Annotated in this window: 14 protein-coding genes; 6 read left to right on the forward strand and 8 right to left on the reverse strand. The window is 68.0% G+C overall.

The genetic code is table 11. The features are described 5' to 3' along the window. Positions 1-29: 29 nt before the first annotated feature. Entirely contained in the window at positions 30-842 is an 813-nt protein-coding gene (locus tag MBA17_RS09670; protein ID WP_238495970.1) for an AraC family transcriptional regulator, read from the reverse strand. A gap of 465 nt (positions 843-1307) precedes the next feature. Here MBA17_RS09670 and MBA17_RS09675 point away from each other — a divergent pair, with 465 nt between their 5' ends. The 4 genes from MBA17_RS09675 to MBA17_RS09690 all read left to right on the forward strand — a co-directional run bounded on the left by MBA17_RS09675 (position 1308) and on the right by MBA17_RS09690 (position 5152). Then, positions 1308-1688, forward strand: coding sequence for a nuclear transport factor 2 family protein (locus tag MBA17_RS09675; RefSeq protein WP_238495971.1), 381 nt, complete (start codon positions 1308-1310; stop codon positions 1686-1688). 671 nt (positions 1689-2359) lie between these two features. Further along, a complete protein-coding gene (locus MBA17_RS09680) occupies positions 2360-2809 on the forward strand; it encodes a hypothetical protein (protein WP_238495972.1) in 450 nt (149 codons plus the stop codon). 122 nt (positions 2810-2931) lie between these two features. After that, a complete protein-coding gene (locus MBA17_RS09685; RefSeq protein WP_238495973.1) occupies positions 2932-3915 on the forward strand; it encodes a phosphotransferase family protein in 984 nt (327 codons plus the stop codon). Between the two features lie 418 nt (positions 3916-4333). After that, entirely contained in the window at positions 4334-5152 is an 819-nt protein-coding gene (locus tag MBA17_RS09690) for a hypothetical protein (RefSeq protein ID WP_238495974.1), read from the forward strand. A gap of 16 nt (positions 5153-5168) precedes the next feature. Here the strand turns inward: MBA17_RS09690 and MBA17_RS09695 are convergent, their stop codons facing one another. Then, positions 5169-5804, reverse strand: coding sequence for a transcriptional regulator (locus MBA17_RS09695; protein WP_238495975.1), 636 nt, complete (start codon positions 5802-5804; stop codon positions 5169-5171). Continuing rightward, positions 5801-6196 carry a DNA-binding protein gene (locus MBA17_RS09700; RefSeq protein WP_238495976.1) on the reverse strand — a complete coding sequence of 132 codons (396 nt, stop codon included), beginning with the start codon at positions 6194-6196 and terminating at the stop codon, positions 5801-5803. The genes MBA17_RS09695 and MBA17_RS09700 overlap by 4 nt, the downstream gene beginning before the upstream one ends. 74 nt (positions 6197-6270) lie before the next feature. Here MBA17_RS09700 and MBA17_RS09705 point away from each other — a divergent pair, with 74 nt between their 5' ends. Together MBA17_RS09705 and MBA17_RS09710 are read left to right on the forward strand one after the other, a co-directional pair. Continuing rightward, a complete protein-coding gene (locus tag MBA17_RS09705; protein WP_238495977.1) occupies positions 6271-7503 on the forward strand; it encodes a PEP/pyruvate-binding domain-containing protein in 1233 nt (410 codons plus the stop codon). A 171-nt stretch (positions 7504-7674) separates the two neighbouring features. Next, a complete protein-coding gene (locus MBA17_RS09710; RefSeq protein WP_238495978.1) occupies positions 7675-8289 on the forward strand; it encodes a histidine phosphatase family protein in 615 nt (204 codons plus the stop codon). A 146-nt stretch (positions 8290-8435) separates the two neighbouring features. On the opposite strand, the gene MBA17_RS49305 is transcribed toward MBA17_RS09710, so the two are convergent. Genes MBA17_RS49305 through MBA17_RS09740 form a run of 5 tightly spaced genes read right to left on the reverse strand, consistent with a single transcriptional unit; the run spans position 8436 to position 17264 of the window. Further along, positions 8436-12440, reverse strand: coding sequence for a discoidin domain-containing protein (locus MBA17_RS49305; protein WP_274385195.1), 4005 nt, complete (start codon positions 12438-12440; stop codon positions 8436-8438). A gap of 34 nt (positions 12441-12474) precedes the next feature. Further along, on the reverse strand, positions 12475-14325 hold the full coding sequence (locus MBA17_RS09725) for a glycoside hydrolase family 127 protein (RefSeq protein WP_238495979.1): 1851 nt from the start codon (positions 14323-14325) through the stop codon (positions 12475-12477). Continuing rightward, positions 14318-15082, reverse strand: coding sequence for a carbohydrate ABC transporter permease (locus MBA17_RS09730; protein WP_238495980.1), 765 nt, complete (start codon positions 15080-15082; stop codon positions 14318-14320). Before MBA17_RS09730 ends, MBA17_RS09725 begins: the two co-directional genes overlap by 8 nt. Beyond that, a complete protein-coding gene (locus MBA17_RS09735) occupies positions 15079-16002 on the reverse strand; it encodes a carbohydrate ABC transporter permease (RefSeq protein WP_238495981.1) in 924 nt (307 codons plus the stop codon). Before MBA17_RS09735 ends, MBA17_RS09730 begins: the two co-directional genes overlap by 4 nt. Next, positions 15999-17264 carry an ABC transporter substrate-binding protein gene (locus tag MBA17_RS09740; protein WP_238495982.1) on the reverse strand — a complete coding sequence of 422 codons (1266 nt, stop codon included), beginning with the start codon at positions 17262-17264 and terminating at the stop codon, positions 15999-16001. Before MBA17_RS09740 ends, MBA17_RS09735 begins: the two co-directional genes overlap by 4 nt. Positions 17265-17412 lie beyond the last annotated feature (148 nt).

The following is a 17412-nucleotide window of genomic DNA, read 5'->3' on the forward strand; positions in this document are numbered from 1 at the left end:
CTGTCCGGACCTCCTTGTCGGCGATGAGTTCAGGTGGGTGTCTTCTGTGCCTGGCGGAAGGTGCCGGGGGTGGTGTCGGTGTGCCGGGTGAAGAACTTGCCGAAGTTGGTCGGGTCGGGAAAGCCGAGGCGGCGGCCGATGTCGGCGATGGGGGTGTCGGTGTAGGCGAGCAGGCGTTTGGCCTCCAGGACGACACGGGCGTCGATGAGGTGCTTGGCGGGGTGGCCGGTGGCGGCGACACAGGCACGGGTGAGGGTTTTGACGGTGTAGCCGAGGCGGGCGGCGTAGTGCTCGGCGGATCGGGTGATGGCGTGGGACCGTTCGAGTTCGGCCTGGAACCGGCCGAAGAGTTCGCCGGTGGCGGAGCCGACATGGTGGACCTCCTCAGCGGGCAGTCGGTCGATCCGCAGCAGCAGGACGGCCAGCAGGTGGCGAAGCAGGGCGACGGGCATCGCATCGGCGGGTGCGGAGCGTTCGGCGGCGATCTGGTCGATCGCGGTGGAGATCACGGTGAGGTCAGGTGCGGTTGCCGTCCAGCAAGGGAAGGCGCGCCAGTCGGACAGGCGCGGCCCCGCGCCGCCGAGATCGGGTGGGAAATCGGCGGTGAACAGCACGACCCTGCCTTCGAGGTGGCCGGGGAGGTGGAAGCGGTGGGCCTGGCCCGGTCGTATCCACAGCAGGGTGCCAGGACGGGCGGGATGGGAAACGAAGTCGATCTCGTGATGGCCGTTGCCGGCGGTGATCAGGATGAGGATGTGGAAGTCCGCCCGGTGCGCCGAAGTCAGGGCGCGGACGGGGATCCGGCCGGTGATGTCGGCCAGAGTCACGACCTCGATCCCCACCGGGCAACCGTCGGCCGGGCGATACCCGATCTGACGCACACCAACTTGTCGCTGATTGACCATGGACGATCCCCTATTTACCACGCCGACCATGGTTCTTATTGTCACAGGCGTGGCACTGGGGACGTAAGTCACCATGCTGTGCGCAACGAGAAGACTAAGCGCCGACAAAGTCGGCCGAACGGAGGCTGGGTGGAGGAGCCCGGCATGACGATCACCCACGTCACGAACCTGGGCACCTCGACCGTCCATGCGTTCTGGACCTACGACACCGGCCGCGGACGCACCGCCGAACTCCACACCGGCACCCTCACACCCGCCTGAGGGAGCGACGCCCGCACTCCGCACCGCCAGCCGGTCGGGGCACGCGCCCCTGGCACCCGTCCCAACCGTGCCAACCCCCGCTGACCACCTGATCAACGCACTCACCGCGCCACACCCGGCACCCGACCCGCAAGGAGCACCATGAGTGACCCGGAGACGAACAAGGCCACCGCCAAGGCGTTCTACGACCTGATGTTCAACCACAACAGACCCGCCGAAGCCATCGACAAGTACGCAGGCGATACCTACATCCAGCACAACCCGCACGTCGCCAACGGCAAGCAGGCGTTCATCGACTACTTCGAACGCATGGCCGCCGAATACCCCGGCAAGCACGTCGAAATCAAACGCGCGTTCGCCGAAGGCGACCACGTCATCCTGCACTGCCACCAGACCTGGCCCGACGAGGAGTACGCAGGAATCGACATCTTCCGCTTCGACCCCAACGGCAAGATCATCGAACACTGGGACGTCCTCCAGACCATCCCCGCCACCTCCAAGAACAACAACACCATGTTCTGACGACGAACGCCGGACACGGCGGCACCGAGCTCACGCTCGCGCAAAGACCGCAGCGCGTCATACCCCGGTCGAGTCGTGAACCTGCAGGAGCACCAGGCGGCAATCCGGTCATCACCTCCAGAACGTGCGCCTCCCACCCCCTGGCCTCCTGAATGGCCTCATCAGGCAGACCACCCAGCAGGCCCGCGGCGAGAACGGGGGAGCGGACCGTCACCTGCTCGCTCTCATCAACTCATCAGCGACGTCTTCGCGCAGGCAGTGCGCCCGCCGATAGCCGGCCAGCGGAAATTCGCCGCCAGGACGGGGGAGGGCCCCAGAGCAGGAAGCGGCAACTCGCTCATGCCACACCGATAGCGCCACGTAACGGCTAGGTCGCACAATGCATGCAGAGCCTATGCCAGATGAAGCGAGACAATCTGCGAAGTAGGCCAGGTTCGATGAGACAACCTGCGTCTTGGACCAGATTCAGTGAGACCGGACAACAGGCCGTTGAGCAGCTCCGGAGAGCTCAGCTCGCCAGGCTCGCCGTTGACGCTACTTGACATAATGGTCATTATCAGGCATTCGCCGAAACGGGGCGGAGCACCGCAAAAGACGTCCCAATGCGCCGTACATCACCATCCCGAGCGCCGGCCCGACCGAGCCGCGTCGGTGCGGCGTAGGATCTCAGCGTGCCTAACCTCGGACCGGTCGAGCTGATCATTCTGCTGATCATCATCCTGGCCGTCGTGACGATGATCGCCGCCGCCGCGGGCCGCAGGAACAGGTCGCGCGCGCCGTCAGCCGGGCCGCCGCGGATTCCTGGAGACCTCCAGGAGCGTGCCCGCCTGCTGATGGAGCAGAAAAAGGTCATCTCGGCCGTCAAACTGATCAGGGAAGAGACCGGCCTCGACCTCAAGGACGCGAAATTCGTCGCCGACGCCATCGCCGCCGGGCGTGCCGTACCCATCGACACGGCCGGCCCGGCGGACTCCTCCACGCTGGCCGACCGTGCCCGAGCGCTCAAGATCTCGGGCCGCGAGGAGCAGGCGATCTTCCTGGTGCGCGGCGAGACCGGCATGAACCACCCCGAGGCATTCGCTTTCGTGCAGTCTCTGCAGCCCGAAACCGACGCACTGTAAATCACCCAAGCAATGCCATACCAGACAGAAGGTGAATTCTGTCCGGTATAACACTTAATGTCTACTTTGTGGAGATGCTGGCATGCGTTCTGGTCGCGATTGTTGATCGATAAACTGCCAGCGTGGGTGAAGACAGAGACACGGATCTGGTCCAAGTAGGCATCATTGATGGTCCGAGCTGGGCCGCCACGCGTTCATGGGTGGAGAAGGGTCTACCCGAGGGCGACCGGATCGAGCATGTCGAGCGGCTGCGCGGTGGATGGACGTCTGAGATGCGGCGTCTGAACATCGTCGGGCCGCACGGCGCACGCTCACTTGTCTTACGGTCCTTTGTCAAGCTGTTCTACCGGCAGCATGCCGAAGGACTCCTCTCTCGCGAGGCGGACATTCTGACCTTGCTCAAGGACACGGATGTGTCGGCGGCCACGCTCCAGGCCGTCGACGCGACCGCGCAGCACTGCGACCACCCCTCCTTGCTGATGTCCCTGCTCCCTGGCAACGTCCGACTGGACGAGGACGGAGCCGAGCAGCGCGCCGACCTCATGGCGCGGCAACTGGTACGCATCCACCAGGTGCAGGTGACCGAACAGACCCGTCCGCGCCCCTACCAGGCGTGGACCTCGCCCGAGCGCGTGCGCATGCCCGAAGGCACCGACCGACCCGAGTTGTGGCATCGCGCCGTGGACATCATTCGCCGAGATCCTCCGGACTACCGCGCCTGCTTCCTGCACCGGGACTTCCACCCTGGAAACGTGCTCTTCGCCAATACCAACGGCCTGCGGGTCAGCGGCATCGTCGACTGGGTGGAGACCTCCTGGGGGCCGGCCGACCTGGACGTGGCTCACTGCTCCACGGCACTGGCACTTCTCCATGGCGCTCCTGCCGGGATGCTCTTCGCCGATCGTTACGTCGCCGCAGGCGGCCGGCTGACCACCGATCCCGCCGCCCACCTGTACTGGCGTGTATTGGACGCCCTGGCCTTCGCGCCCGATGCCGAGAAGGTCGCTGGTCCCTGGCGCGAGCTCGGACGTACTGATCTGACTTCCACGCTGCTCACTGCCCGGTTGGAGGGCTACCTTCAGGAGCTTTTCACCCGTTACGGCTGACATCGCCACACGGCACAGCCCTTGATATGGAGCGGTCTTGGCACTCGACCTGCACCGCGGCCGAATGCCGAGTCGCCACCGCCTCCAGCTCTCTTCAGCGCGAAATAGCCGTCTGGTGCCAATTGATCAGCCACTCCCCCTTTATGGAGCACGCGCAACGTCATAGTGATCCCCCGCAGGTGTTACCAGTCCTGTTCCATCTGATCTGGAACCGCCTGCTGACGACGGACCTGAGGACCACTCCCCCGAACTCGGCCACACTTCGAAATATCGAACGGCTTGCCCGGTGCCTTCAACTCGTTCACCCGACTCGTCCCGGGCAACATCCGATTGATCGCACAAACGGGAAGTTGGCTGGCGGCATCGGCGGCCCCGGACGAGACTTGACGTGTGGGTCCGGTCACGTTTTCCTCGTCGCATGAGCGACACCACTGCGCACTTATCCTCGGCCGGGGAACCTGAAGCTCCGGGCGAGAGGCCGAGTAGCTATCGATCGGCGGCGTACTCCCAGGCCAGCCTCGCTCGCCTGACCCTGTCGGGACAGGCGCGTGAGCTGGCCGACGCGGTCTATGGGCTGGTGGCGCCGGAGTCCGGCGTCTTCGCTCGTGATGGCGAGCTGGTCGAGGAGGCGGCCCGCCTGGTGGAGGCGGCCCGTGGTCTGCTGGAGTCCGCCGTGGTCTGTGAGCGGATGCGGGGTGCCGGCTGGGAGCGGATCGGCGCCGCTCTGGGCGGTGTCGGCCACCAGGCGGCCCGCGAGCGGTACGCCCGGGCGGCGGAGGATTATCAGCGGCGGTTGCTGCATGCCTGGCTGCGACCCGGGCACGCTCGCGAGGTTTTCACCACCGCGGACGATCTCGCCGGGCTCGTTGCCCGGTTGAACGCCTGGGTGGCCGCTCACGGCGACGGCGACGGCGATCAGCCGAGCGGTGCGGGCCTGGCGCCGATGAGTACGGCCGAGCGTTCCGCATTGATCGCCCAGGCCGCCGCGTTGCTCGCTCAGGCGGCGGCCGGTCCGGGCGGCGGGGATCATCGGCTGCTGGAGCTGGAGATCGGCCTGCGGCGCCGTGAGATCGAGTTGTACGACGATCTGGCTGCGGAGACGCCGGGCGACGCCGGGGTGCTGGCCGCCCTTGCCGGGGCTCGCGCGTCGCTGGCCGTACTCGTGTCCGGCGGAACCGGTGGCGTTGCGAGCGACCGGCGGGTGAGCCCCGGGCAGGGTGATGGCGAGCAGGAGTGACGGTGCGGTGTTGGGGTCAGGGTTCCGCGTTGCGGTCGAGGCCGAGCGTGGCGATGAGGTCTTCGTGGAGTTCGAACCAGACACGATGGCAGGAGTCGACGTCGGTGCGGTCGACCCAGGTGTTCTCGCCGGCTCGGGCGCGCGCGAGGGCTGTGGTGAATCGTGTGTCGTATCCGCGGAAGCGTGTGAGGACGCTCCCGAGCCGGGCTGCGAGTGGCGTGAGTGCGCGATCGATGCCGGCGAGGGTGAGGAGGACTTCGGCGTCCCAGGCGGGGTCGGAGTGGTCGTTGGCGGCGAGCCGATCGCCGGCGGTGGGCCGGAGTTGCCAGTCGGTGCAGGCTCGTAGCAGGAGGGCGTTCAGCGGGAGGAACTCGCGGTAGACGGCACGGACTTCGTCGGCGCCGCCGACGCGTGTGAGCTCGGCGGCGAGTTGGCGCTCGTTCTCGGTTCGGCCCGATTCGGTGAGCGACCATCCTCCGGTGCCGGCGAAGGCGGCGTGCTCGACCCACCCATGTGCCTCGGCGTCGTGCAGCATCTCTTTCGTCTCGGCCGCGTCGAACCCGGACCGATGAGCGATCACCAGGGTGTCTGCGAACCCGGAAATGCGTACGGCGTGCAGGACCAGGAGGTCGGGTGGGGAGTCCCGCGTCATGAGCCGGTGTCCTGTCGTGCTGTCAGGCGGGTGTACCGCTGCTGGCATGCCTGCGGGGAGTTGAACCCCATCGCGCGCGCCATCTGTTCCCAGGTCAGTCCTGCGCTCCGGGCCGTGAACAGCAGGGCGGCTTCGAGTCCTTCGACTTCGGCGCGTGCGGCGGGCAGGAGCGCGAGCGCGTTCAGGATGTCCTCCGGGCCCAGGTCGGCGCAGCGCCAGACGGCGAACTGCGCGAGGTCGACCGCTGATGTCGGGGCGGGCGGGGGTCGCCATGGACGGGCGTCGAGCGCGTCTGCGCCCAGGCTCAGAAGGCGCTCGCGGGCGTCCTGCTCACGGTCGGCTTGGGCGTGGTCAGCGTGCATGGCGTGAGCGATGTCCTGCTTGCGTGGCATGTAACTCATGGTGCACAATCAACAAAATATTGTCAATTATCTGTTGAAGGGCAGGGTGGATGATCGTACCCCTCATGGAGGCTGCCACCGATACCTGCGGGGGCAAGGCCGGCGCACTCGGCGCGTTGCTCCGCGCGGGTCTGCCGGTTCCTGACGGCTTCGTCGTCTCGTTCGCCGCTTACCTCGCCGCTGTCCGCGACCTGGACCTCGCGCGGTTCGCCGGCGAGTCGGATGATCTTGACGGGGCGCGGCGGGTGATCGAGGCCCGCCCGGTCCACGCCTCCGTGATCGACGCGCTGGGGCGCGCGCTCGACGAGCTCGGCGATCCGCCCGTGGCGGTGAGATCATCGGCAGCGGGTGAGGACACCGGTCAGGCGTCGGCGGCCGGTCAGCACGAGAGCTTTCTCGCTGTGCACGGAGTCGGGGATGTCGCCGATGCCGTACGTTCCTGCTGGGCCTCGCTGTTTTCCCCACGTGCCATCGGCTACCGGGGTGTGGCCGGCCGCGACGGCGGGCCTTCCGACGATCTGGTGATGGCCGTCATCGTCCAGCGCCAGCTGGATGCCGAGGTGTCCGGGGTCATGTTCACGCCCGCGGACCCGGACGACGCGACCGAGATCGAGGCGTCCTGGGGCCTCGGCCCCAGCGTCGTCGGGGGTACGGTCACCCCCGACGCCTACCGCGTCGCCGGGGACGGGTCGGTCACACGCACGGTCGCGGACAAACGGACCCGCCTTGACCGGCGCGGTTCGCAGCTCGTCGTTCGCGACGTGCCCACCGGTGCCCGGGACCAACCGACGATCGACGACGCGACCGCCACGCAGCTCGCCGAGCTGGGCGAGGAGATCGCTGCCGTGTTCGGTGGACCGCAGGACATCGAGTGGGCGATCGTCGACGGCCGCACCTGGGTTCTGCAAGCACGGCCGGTCACCGCCGCACTCCCACCGCCGGCATCGCCGTCCAGCGCCTCGGACGTCCCGGACGCCACGCTCACCGGAACGCCAGGCAGCCGCGGGACCGTGACCGGCACCGCGAGGATCGTCCGCGGTCCCGGCGACTTCGCGCGCGTGCAGCCGGGCGACATCCTCGTCTGTCCCTTCACCGATCCCGCTTGGACGCCGCTGCTGCGCATCGCCGCCGGCGTCGTCACCGAAATCGGAGGCGTGCTCTCCCATGCCGCGATCGTCGCTCGCGAGCACGCCATCCCCGCCGTCCTCGGCGTCCCGAACGCGACGAGCAGGCTCCACGACGGCGCCATCGTCACCATCGACGGCGCGACCGGCACCGTCACGGCGGCGAACGCGTGACTGATCACTGGCCGGGAGTCACACGCCGCCGACTTGGCGAGAGTGGACCCCGCCCCGTTCGCTGACGATGATCGCGCCGGCTTCCTCTGTCTGACCAAGAGCCGACTCCACACCTACGGATCGAGAGGAGAGGGGAAGCGGCCCGCATGGGCACCGCTCCCCTAATCACTTATGACAACGCGACACCTCTATCTGGCACGCCACGGCGCGGCCGACGCGTTCGGGGAGCTCACCGACATCGGGCGCCGGCAGGCGGGCCTGTTGGGCGAACGGCTCGCCGGCGTACCGGTCGACGCCGTGTGGCACTCTCCGCTGTCACGCGCCGTGGCGAGCGCGCACGAACTCGCCCGGCATCTACCGAACGTGCCCGTGGCGGAGGCCGCCGAACTTCTCGACCATGTGCCCTATGTTCCCAGCGCGGCCGAGACGCCTCCGTCCTGGGCCGGCTTCTTCGACGGTTACGACGACGCCGAGGCGGCTTCGGGGCAGAGGCTCGCCGAGGCGCTGGTCGCCCGGTTCGCGAGGGTTCCCGGCACGGCCGCGAATGGGGCCCGGCCCGACACACACGAGGTCCTGGTGACGCACGCCTATCAGATCGCGTGGCTGGTGCGGCACGCATTGGACGCGCCGCCGTCCCGGTGGCTCGGACTGAACAGCGCCAACACCGCGCTGACGGTCATCGAGTACCGCAACGGCCTGCCGCCCACGATCGTGATGTTCAACGACATGAGCCATCTCTCGACAGATCTGCGCTGGACCGGGTTCCCCGAAGGCATGCGGCCGTGAGGTGGGCCGGCCGTGTCATCGACGACGATCGGGCCGGGGCCGGACACGAGACGTCGTATCCGGCCGGAACGGGAACCGGGGTCATGTGAGTGGTCTCGGGTGAGCGCCGGCGTCCCGGGGGCCTGCGCCCCCGGGACGTCAGGTGTTCAGGTGACGGTCACGACCGCCTTCGCGGGGATGGTGGTGCCGGTCACCTGGCCGGCGACGTCGAAGGTTCCTGGCCGGCTGTAGTCGCCGGGGTCGACGGCGGCCCAGGTGACGGGGGTGGCGCTGTCTTTGGAGCCGTCGTTGAAGGTGGCGGTCACGGTGGCGGGCAGGGATGGCGGGGTGCCGGCGCGGGTCTTCACCGGTTCTTCGGCGATGGAGGTGATGGTGACCGCGCCGGTGGTCCGTACGTGGACGGTGGCCTGGACGGTCGTGCGTACTCCTTCGGCGAGTCCGGCGACGGTGAAGCTGGTGCCGCCGGTTTCGACCTGGTCCGGGGTGACCGGCTGCCAGGTGACGGGGGTGTTTCCGCGGTGGCCGTCGGAGTAGAGGGTCTCGATGGTGGCCGGGAGTGTGGGGAGTTTCCCGGCGAGGGTCGGCACGTGCACGGGGCGTACGTCGTCGGGTGGTACGGCGTACGTCTTCCATTCCAGCAGTCCGAGTGATCCCTGCCCGGCCTCCAGTTGGACGCGGAGCCGGGTGGTGGTGACGGTGTCGAAGGACGCGGTGTTGTAGGTGTCGACGGCGGTGGGGTAGGCGGTGGCGCCGGTGACGTCTTCGAAGGAGTCGCCGTCCCAGTGCTGGATCTTCCAGGATGACGGGACGCGGACGCCTCCGTTGTCGTCGAAGAAGTACAGGTCGGTCTTGTCGACGCGTACCGGTGCCGGCCATTCGAGTTGCACCCACTGGGTGCCCTGTTGCGGCCAGGTGCCCCAGCGTGGGTTGGCGCCGTCGTTGGAGCGGGGCGGGTCGATGCCGTCGTTGAGCGCGGTGACCTTCTCCCAGGGTGAGGTGTAGGAGGCGGTGGGGGTGGCGTACGGTGCGATGTTCACCTGGCCGCCGGGTGCGCCGACGGTGACGGTGAGTGTTGAGGTGGTGGTCTTCGCGCCGTCGGTGGCGGTGAGCCGTACCTTGTAGGTTCCCGCCTCGGTGAAGGAGGCGATGGTGCCGGCGGCGCCTGCGGGGTCGGTGAAGAAGACGTCGCCGGGTCCGTCGACGAGGCTCCAGGTGGTGGTCAGTTCCCCTGCGGGGAGGGCGTCGTCCTTGACGACGGCGGTGAGGCGGGCCTGGGCGGGCCGGTTGAAGGCGGGGTCCTGTACGGCGAGCACGTACGGGGCGTGGTTGGAGGCGGTGGGCGGGGCCGAGCGGGTGGAGTACGCCTGGACCTCTTTGAGGCCGGTGGCGTGGCCGGGCCGGTGGGTGAGGAGGATTCGGATCTTCTGGGTGACGAGGGAGGGGAAGCGCACCTGGTTGAGGTTGGCCCGTGGGTAGGCGGGTGTCCTGGCTTGTCGCGGGATGGTCTTCCAGGTCTGCCCGTCGAGGTACTGCAGTGTGTAGAGGGCCGGTTCGCTGTGGTCCTTGCGGTCGTTGGAGAAGTAGAGCCGTACGTCGTCGACGGGTCGTGGGGAGCCCAGGTCGATGTCGAGATGGTCTTGGGTGTTGCCCGAGCCCTTGCTGCTCCAGTGCGGTTCGTTGATCGTGAAGCCGTCGGCGGCGGCGGAGGCGTCGCCGTGTGCGGCGGTCGCGGTCGTGACCAGGTTGGCGGTGGTGGAGCGGAGGTCGACGCCGGCCTTCTGGAACAGGTCCTCCACGCGGTCGCCCTTGAGGGTGACCGCGGCGGGGGCCTTCATGGCCGCGGCCTTCTCGTTGTGCTGGACGGTGCCGCCTTCGACGTTGCCGGTGGCGGGGTCCCAGACGGAGTGGGCGAGGGTGGCCAGGGTGACTTTCCGTTTCCCGTCGACGTAGATCGAGTAGCCTTCGGGGACGCCCTTGTAGTGGGTCTTTCCGTCGCCTGGTTTGTCCCAGACGATGGACAGGTCGCTGTTGCGGTATTTCACGTTGTTGACGGTGAAGTGGTCCCAGCCGATGTCCACCGGCCACAGTTCCACTTTCGCGTCGCTGCGCGGTCGCAGGCCCATGACGTCTTCGATGACCGTCCAGTTGCTGCTGCCCAGGATGGTGTGGTGGATCCACGATCGGTAGCCGATGGTCTTGGTGGCGGGGTTCCAGTCGGCCCAGAATTCGTTGGCGTCGGGGTAGCGGGTGTCGCCGCCGACGTACTGTGCCCAGGCGTTCCAGTAGAGCATCTGCTTGTACATCTCGGGGGTGATGTGCGGTGAGGCGTATTCGCGCAGGGCTTTGGAGAACAGGGTGAAGTGTCTGGTGGAGTTGAGCTGGGAGAAGTTGTTGGAGCCGGGTTTGCCCTGGGCGGCGGCTTCGGCCTTGTCCTTCTGGTTGGCGGTGAAGGTGGGGAAGATCGGGTATTCGGCGGGGTCGGACCACAGGCGTAGCGCTTCGCGGTACTTCGGCTCGTCGGCGGGCACCAGGCCGGCGTTGAAGGGGATGTAGTTGTTCGACTCCTTCCAGGGGATCAGGTTGCCGGTCTGCAGGTCGCGGTGTTTGAAGACCTTGGCCTGGTCGTCCCAGAGGAGGTCGAGGACGGCGGTGCGGATCTTCTGGGCGACGGCGCGGAGTTCGGCGGCCTTGGCGGTGTCGCCGATCAGTTCGTAGGCCTGGGCGGCCGCCTGGGCGTTGGCGTAGACGTAGGCGCCTTCGGCGCGTTCGTTGGCCCGGTCGTAGTAGTGGAACGACACGGCGTCGGCGTCGTTGCCGGTCATCGCCTCCCAGTCGTATTCGATGATGCCGTTCTTGTTGGAGTCGTAGGTGTTGAGTTGCCCGTAGACGTCTTTCTCGGCGTATCGTGCGAGGTTGCGCAGGATGGCGGGCTGGCCGCCGTGGATCTGGTAGCTCTCCAGGGCGGAGGCTGAGATGTACTGGGTGTAGCTGTTGTTCCAGTTCTCCGGATCCCCCGGGTTATCCGTATATTTCGAGTTTCGTGATGTTTCGCCGGCGGAGACCCACGGCCCGTAGGAGTAGATCGGGTTCCGCAGATACTTCAGGTCCTGGACGAACATCGGCACCGTCAGCACGATCGCGTTGTTGTAACCGAGCGCGCCCTCCACCGACGTCGGGAACTGGAAGTCGTTGCCGGGGATGTCGGCGTCCAGGTAGTTGAACCGCATCAACCACCAGCGGTAGTAGACGAACTTCTTGATGTTCTCGTCCGGCACGTCGATGTAGGGCAGGTTCTCCGCCCACCACGCGTTGTAGTCCTGCAACTGCCGCCGCAGCGCCTTCTCCGGCGACCGCCCGCGGTAGCCGTCGTACTCCGTGCGCGACCCCGGCAGTTCCTCGGTGAGGAACCCCATCTGCACCTTGGTCCGCACGGTCCGGCCGGGGCCGATGGACAGCGTCCCCTTGAGCGTTCCCTCGCTCACCTTGAGCCCGTCGCCGCTGAGTCTCGGGAAGACCGTCGTCAGCCGGTTCTTCGCGGTCACGACCCCGGTCAGCTCACGCTCCCCCGCCGCCTCCTTGGCGTACGGCGACGCGACGCTGACCGGCACGTCCACCGCCGACGAACCCTTGTTGGTGATCGCCAGGGTGGTGACGGCGACGTTCTCGTGGGTGATGAACTTCTTGACCTGGACGGCCAGTCCGCCGCCGGTGTACTCGCCGATCCAGTGGCTCGGCATCTGCGCCCGCTTGGCCACGTCCTCCGTCAGGCCGGTGCCGAGCGCGATCGTATAGGCGTCGCGGTCGTCGATGCTCTCCCAGTAGGCGACGCGGCCGCCGAACCCGATGACGGCGGGGTCGTGTTCCTTCATGAACACCGTCCGGCCGCGTGTCATCAGCCATGGCCCGGCCGGGTCGTCGCCCGGTCTGGTGAGGATCCGGTCGATCCAGTAGGAGTCGCCGCCCTTCTCCTTCCGGTAGATCTCTTCCAGCATCTTGCGCGGGTGGTAGGCGACCGGTTCGGCGGGGACGGGGTCCTCGCCGGTGAAGACCGGCATGCCGAGGGCGTCGGGGACGGCGGTGGCGGGCGAGGCGGCCGCGAGCAGGCAGCCCGCGAGGCCCAGGGCGAGCAGGCCGGACAGTGATCGGCGCATGCGTTCTCCGGGGGGTGGAAGCGTGACCTGGGATCTAGTCGGCGGTGGGCAGCCAGACGCGCATGGTGGCGGGGCCGCGGTTGCCCCGCCGGTGGTAGGGCACCAGCCGCAGGGACAGCTGCTCCCCCGCCGCCCCGGCGTCCGGGGCGTCCTGGCCGTAGGGCCAGGCGGTGTCGGCGGACGGTGCTCGTGTCGCCTGGGCTTCGAGTTCGACGACCCGGTCCCCGGCCGAGTCCGGGTCCGGGGCGTGTTCGGCGGGCGTGGCCAGGTGGACGGCGACGCCGGTGAGGGGTGGGTCGCCGGCGGCCGACTCGGCGCAGTAGACGAGCGGGCCGCGTTCGACGGCGACGCTGCCGCGGATCGCGTCGATCCGGTGGTCGGGGTGGGTCCACCGGGGGGTCATCGGCAGGTGCAGGCGGAGCTCGTCACCCGGCCGCCACTCCCCCTCGGCGACCGCGTATCCGGGCGCCGTCTCTCGCGAGACCCGCTGCAGCCGGGCGTCCGCGTCGTGCGGGCCGTAGGAGAAGGACGCGCCGCGCGCCCACGGCGGGACGCGGAGCGCGATGCGGCCGGATGCGCCCTGGAGCACGCGGACGGTCACGTCGCCGGACCACGGGTAGTCCGTCTCGACTCGCAGGGTGAGCCCCATGGCGCGGATCTCGCCCGCCATGTGGTGGTGGATCTGGACGCCGTCCGGGCTGGACGTCGCGACGTGGGCGGCGAGGGAGCCGAGGGTGCGGGCGATGTTGTTGGGGCAGCAGGACACCGTGAACCAGGGTGAGCGGACTCCGCCGCCCTGCCCGAGGTTCATTCCCTCGCTCGGCTCGGCGGGGGTGCGGACCTGCAGCGGGTTGGCGTAGAAGAACGAGCGGCCGTCCAGTGCGACGCCGGTGGCCAGGACGTTGTACATGGTCCGTTCGGCGAGGTCGGCGTAGCGGGCGTCGCCGGTGGCCAGCAGCAGCCGGTGCGACAGCATGATGGAGGCGATCCCCGCGCAGGTCTCGGAGTAGGCGCGGTCGGGTGAGAGTTCGTAGTCCTCGCCGAACGACTCGTCGGCGTGGCGTGAGCCCATCCCGCCGGTCAGGTGGGTGCGGCGGGCGACGGTGTGCTCCCACTGGGCTTCGACGGCGGCGAGCAGGTCGGTGTCGCCGGTCTCGATCGCGACGTCGACGGCGCCGCAGGCGAGGTAGAGCGCCCGTACGGCGTGCCCGCGGAACGTGGTGGCCCGCCGCGCGGGGATGTCGTCCTGGAAGTAGGCGCGGCCGAAGGGGATGTCGCCGAGGGCGGGCAGGCCGCGGCGTTCGACGAAGCGGCGGGCCATCTCCAGGTAGCGTTCGGCGCCGGTGGCCCGGTGGAGTTCGACGAGCGCCATCTCGATCTCGGGGTGGCCGTCGGTTTCGGTGGTGTCCATGAAGCGGTCGCAGACGTGGTCGGCGGCTCGCCGTACGACCTGGGTGAGTTCGTCTTCGCCGTGGGTGCGGAGGCGGGCGACGCCGGCCTGGATGAGGTGGCCGTAGCAGTAGAGTTCGTGGCCCCATTCGAGGTCGCTGTAGCGGTCGCCGCTCCAGCGGGTGTTGAGGTAGCCGTCGGGTTCCTGGGCGCCGGCGACGGTTCCGGCGAGTTCGGGGAGGGCGGGGTGGTCGGTCCAGGCCATGGCTTCGAGCAGTTTGTAGATCTCGGAGTCGCTGAACTCGCGGCCCTGCCGGACGCCGCCGCCGCGGAAGTTGCCGATCCAGCCGGCCTTCTCCATCCATTCCTGGCAGTGGGCGATGGTGACGTCGCGGTTGAGTGCGACGCGGTCGCCCCAGAAGCCGGGTGCGAGCCGTACCGCGTCGAGGCCGAGCGGGGTCAGTGCGCCGGAGGAGGGCAGGACGGGGTTAGCCACGCAGAGCTCCTGACATGAATCCGCGCACGTAGTGGCGCTGCAGCACGATGAAGAGGATGAGGCAGGGCACCGCCGTGACCATGACGCCGGCTTGGAGCATGCCGTAGTCGATGGCGCCGAAGGTTCGCTGGGTCATGCTGACCACGGCCACCGGCAGGGTGAACTTCGCGCCGTCGTTGAGCAGGATGAGCGGGGCGAAGAAGTCGTTCCAGGAGGCGAGGAAGGCGAACAGGCCGACGGTGATCAGTGCCGGGCGGACGGCGTGCAGCAGGATGCGGGAGAAGGCGCGGAAGGTGCCGCAGCCGTCGACGAGTGCCGCCTCCTCCAGTTCGCGGGGGATCGCCTCGAAGGCGTTGCGCATCATGAACAGCGCGAACGGGAGCTGGAACATGACGAAGACCAGTGAGAGGCCGACGAGGGAGTTCTGCAGGCCGATGTAGCCGAGCAGCACGTAGAGCGGGAGCAGGATGGTCGCGTACGGCACCATCAAGATGGCGAGCGTGGTGAGGAAGAGGAGGTTCTTGCCGGGGAAGTCGAAGCGGGCGAAGGCGTAGCCGCCGAGGGCGGAGACCACCAGCGTCCCGGCCACGGTCATGGCGGAGACCAGGACGCTGTTGGTGAGGTAGGTGCCGACGCCTTCGCCGAAGCGGGCCATCTCCAGGTAGTCGCCGGGTTCCTCGAGGGAGGACCAGCCGCTCCACAGCAGCGGGAAGAGGAACAGTACGGCGAGCGCCGACATGGTGGTGTAGTACCTCATCTGGACCTCCTCAGCACCCGCATCTGCACGATGTTGAGCGCCACCAGGGCGACGAGCATGACGACCGACAGCGCGGCGGCGCCGCCCAGGTCGAAGCGGAAGAACGCGTCGCGGTAGACGACCATGACCATGGAGACGGTGCTGTTGTCCGGGCCGCCGTTGGTGAAGATGAAGAACTGGTCGAAGGCGAGGAGGGAGCCGGTGACGCTGAGGATGAGCATCAGGGCGAGTGTGGGGCGCAGCAGCGGCAGGGTGATGGACCTGAAGATCTGCAGGCGTGACGCGCCGTCGGTCCTGGCCGCCTCGTAGACCTCGACCGGGATGGACTGCAGGCCGGTGAGGAGGATCAGCATGTTGAACCCGGCGAACCGCCACAGGACGAGCGCGATCGTGGAGAACAGCGCCATGTCGGGGGTGCCGATCCATTTCACCGGCTCGTCGGTGATGCCGATGGCTTGCAGCAGCGGGTCGATGGGGCCGAAGTCGTTGTTCAGCATGCCGTAGAAGAGCAGCGCGGCGGCGGCGAAGCCGACCGCGCCGGGCAGGAAGAACGCGGTGCGGAAGAAGGCGACGCCGGGCCGGCGTTCCTGGACGAGGAGGGCGAGTCCGAGTGCCACCACGGAGAGCAGGATCGTGATGATCGCGGTGTACTTGAGGGTGAAGGCGACCGCGTCGAGGAACAGCGGATTGTCGGCGATCTTGGTGTAGTTGTCGGGCGCGTTGAGCTGTGCGGGGCCCAGCAGCGGCCAGCGGTTGAGTGACATCCACACGACCAGCACGAGCGGGACGACGAAGAGCACTCCGACGATCACCGCGGTGGGCGCCGCGTAGAGCCAGCCCTGCAGGTGCCGGGCGCGCCACCGGGCCGGTGGTGCGCCGCGGCGCGCCACCGGTCCCGGCCGGGTGGGCGTCGGCGTCATTGCTGCAGCGACTTGGTGATCTCGGCGTTGAGCGGGGCGACCTTGGCGGCGTCGCCGAACACCGCCTCGCGGGCGAGGCGGAGCCAGGGGCCCTGGGGGTCGTTGAAGGTCTGGCCGAAGCGCAGCGCGTACGGCGTCTGCCCCTTGGCCACCAGTGAGTTGATCAGTACCACTCTCGGGTCCTCCGCCGAGTACTTGTTGCCGGACAGGTCGGTGCGGGCGAGCACGTCCTTGTTCTTGGCCATGACCTCGACCTGTGCCTCGTCGGAGAGGGTCCAGGACAGGAACTCCCAGGCGGCGTCGGGCTGGGCGGTGGTGGCGGAGATGCCGACGGAGTCGCCGCCGACGAAGGTGGACTCGCCGCCGTCGGGTCCGGCGATCGGCGCGACGCCGATCTTCATGTCGGGCGGCATGAGGCCGAGGGTGGTGGAGGGCATCGGCATCACGGCGATCTCGCCCTTGGGGAAGAAGCCGGTCCAGGTCGGGCCTTGCTCCTCCTTGGCGGTGGGGCCGGTCGCCTTGTTCTCGTACAGGTCGCGGTAGATCTTGAAGACGTCCGTCATCGCCGGCTGGTCGTTGAGGGAGGCGGTGCCTTCGGCGTTCATCACCTGGGCGCCGGCGGCCCAGACGGAGGGCCAGAAGGTGAACACGTAGCAGCCGCCGCAGTTGCCGCCGAAGAACGTGCCGTGGACTTTGCCGTCCTTGCCGAGTTTCTGCTGGACGGTGGTCGCCTGCTCGGCGAACTCCTTCAGGGTCGAGGGTCCCTTCTCGGGGTCGAGGCCGGCCTTGCGGTAGAGGTCCTTGTTCCAGAACCAGACCGACAGGTCCAGGGTGTGCGGCACCGTGTACGACTTGTTCTGCGCGGTGCCGAGTTTCATGTGCGAGGGCGCGAGCTTGTCCTTGTACGGCAGCGCGGCGACGCGGTCGGTGATGTCCATGAACAGGCCCTGCGAGGTGTAGTTCGGCACGAAGATGACGTCGCTGGCGAAGATGTCGGGCAGTTGCTTGGCGCCCGCCGCGGCGGCGATTCTCGGCTGGTAGTTGTCCGTCGGGATGACGGTGAGTTTCACCTGGTTCTTGTGGCTCTTGTTGTACGCCTGCACCAGCCGCTCGCTCTGGGCCTGCGTCGCGGCGCGGGTCCACATGGTGACGGTGACGGGGCCGATCTGGTTGGGTTCCTCTCCGCAGGCGACCATGATTGGGAGCGTTAACACACCGAGCAGGGCGGCACCGACCAGCCGTCTGGGCGAACGTGGACTCATGGCCCTCTCCTCCTGGCGTCCCCCGCGACGCGCCGAACTGAACTGAAAGGTTTTCGGAAACGTAAAAGAAACAAGCGCCGCTGTCAACGGGGTTGCGCGTGTTAAAGTCTGCCGAGCAGCCTGAACAGCTAAGTGAAAGGATTTCGTT

This window comes from Dolomitihabitans soli, from assembly GCF_022213955.1.
Classification (GTDB): Bacteria; Actinomycetota; Actinomycetes; order Streptosporangiales; family Streptosporangiaceae; genus Streptosporangium_A; species Streptosporangium_A soli.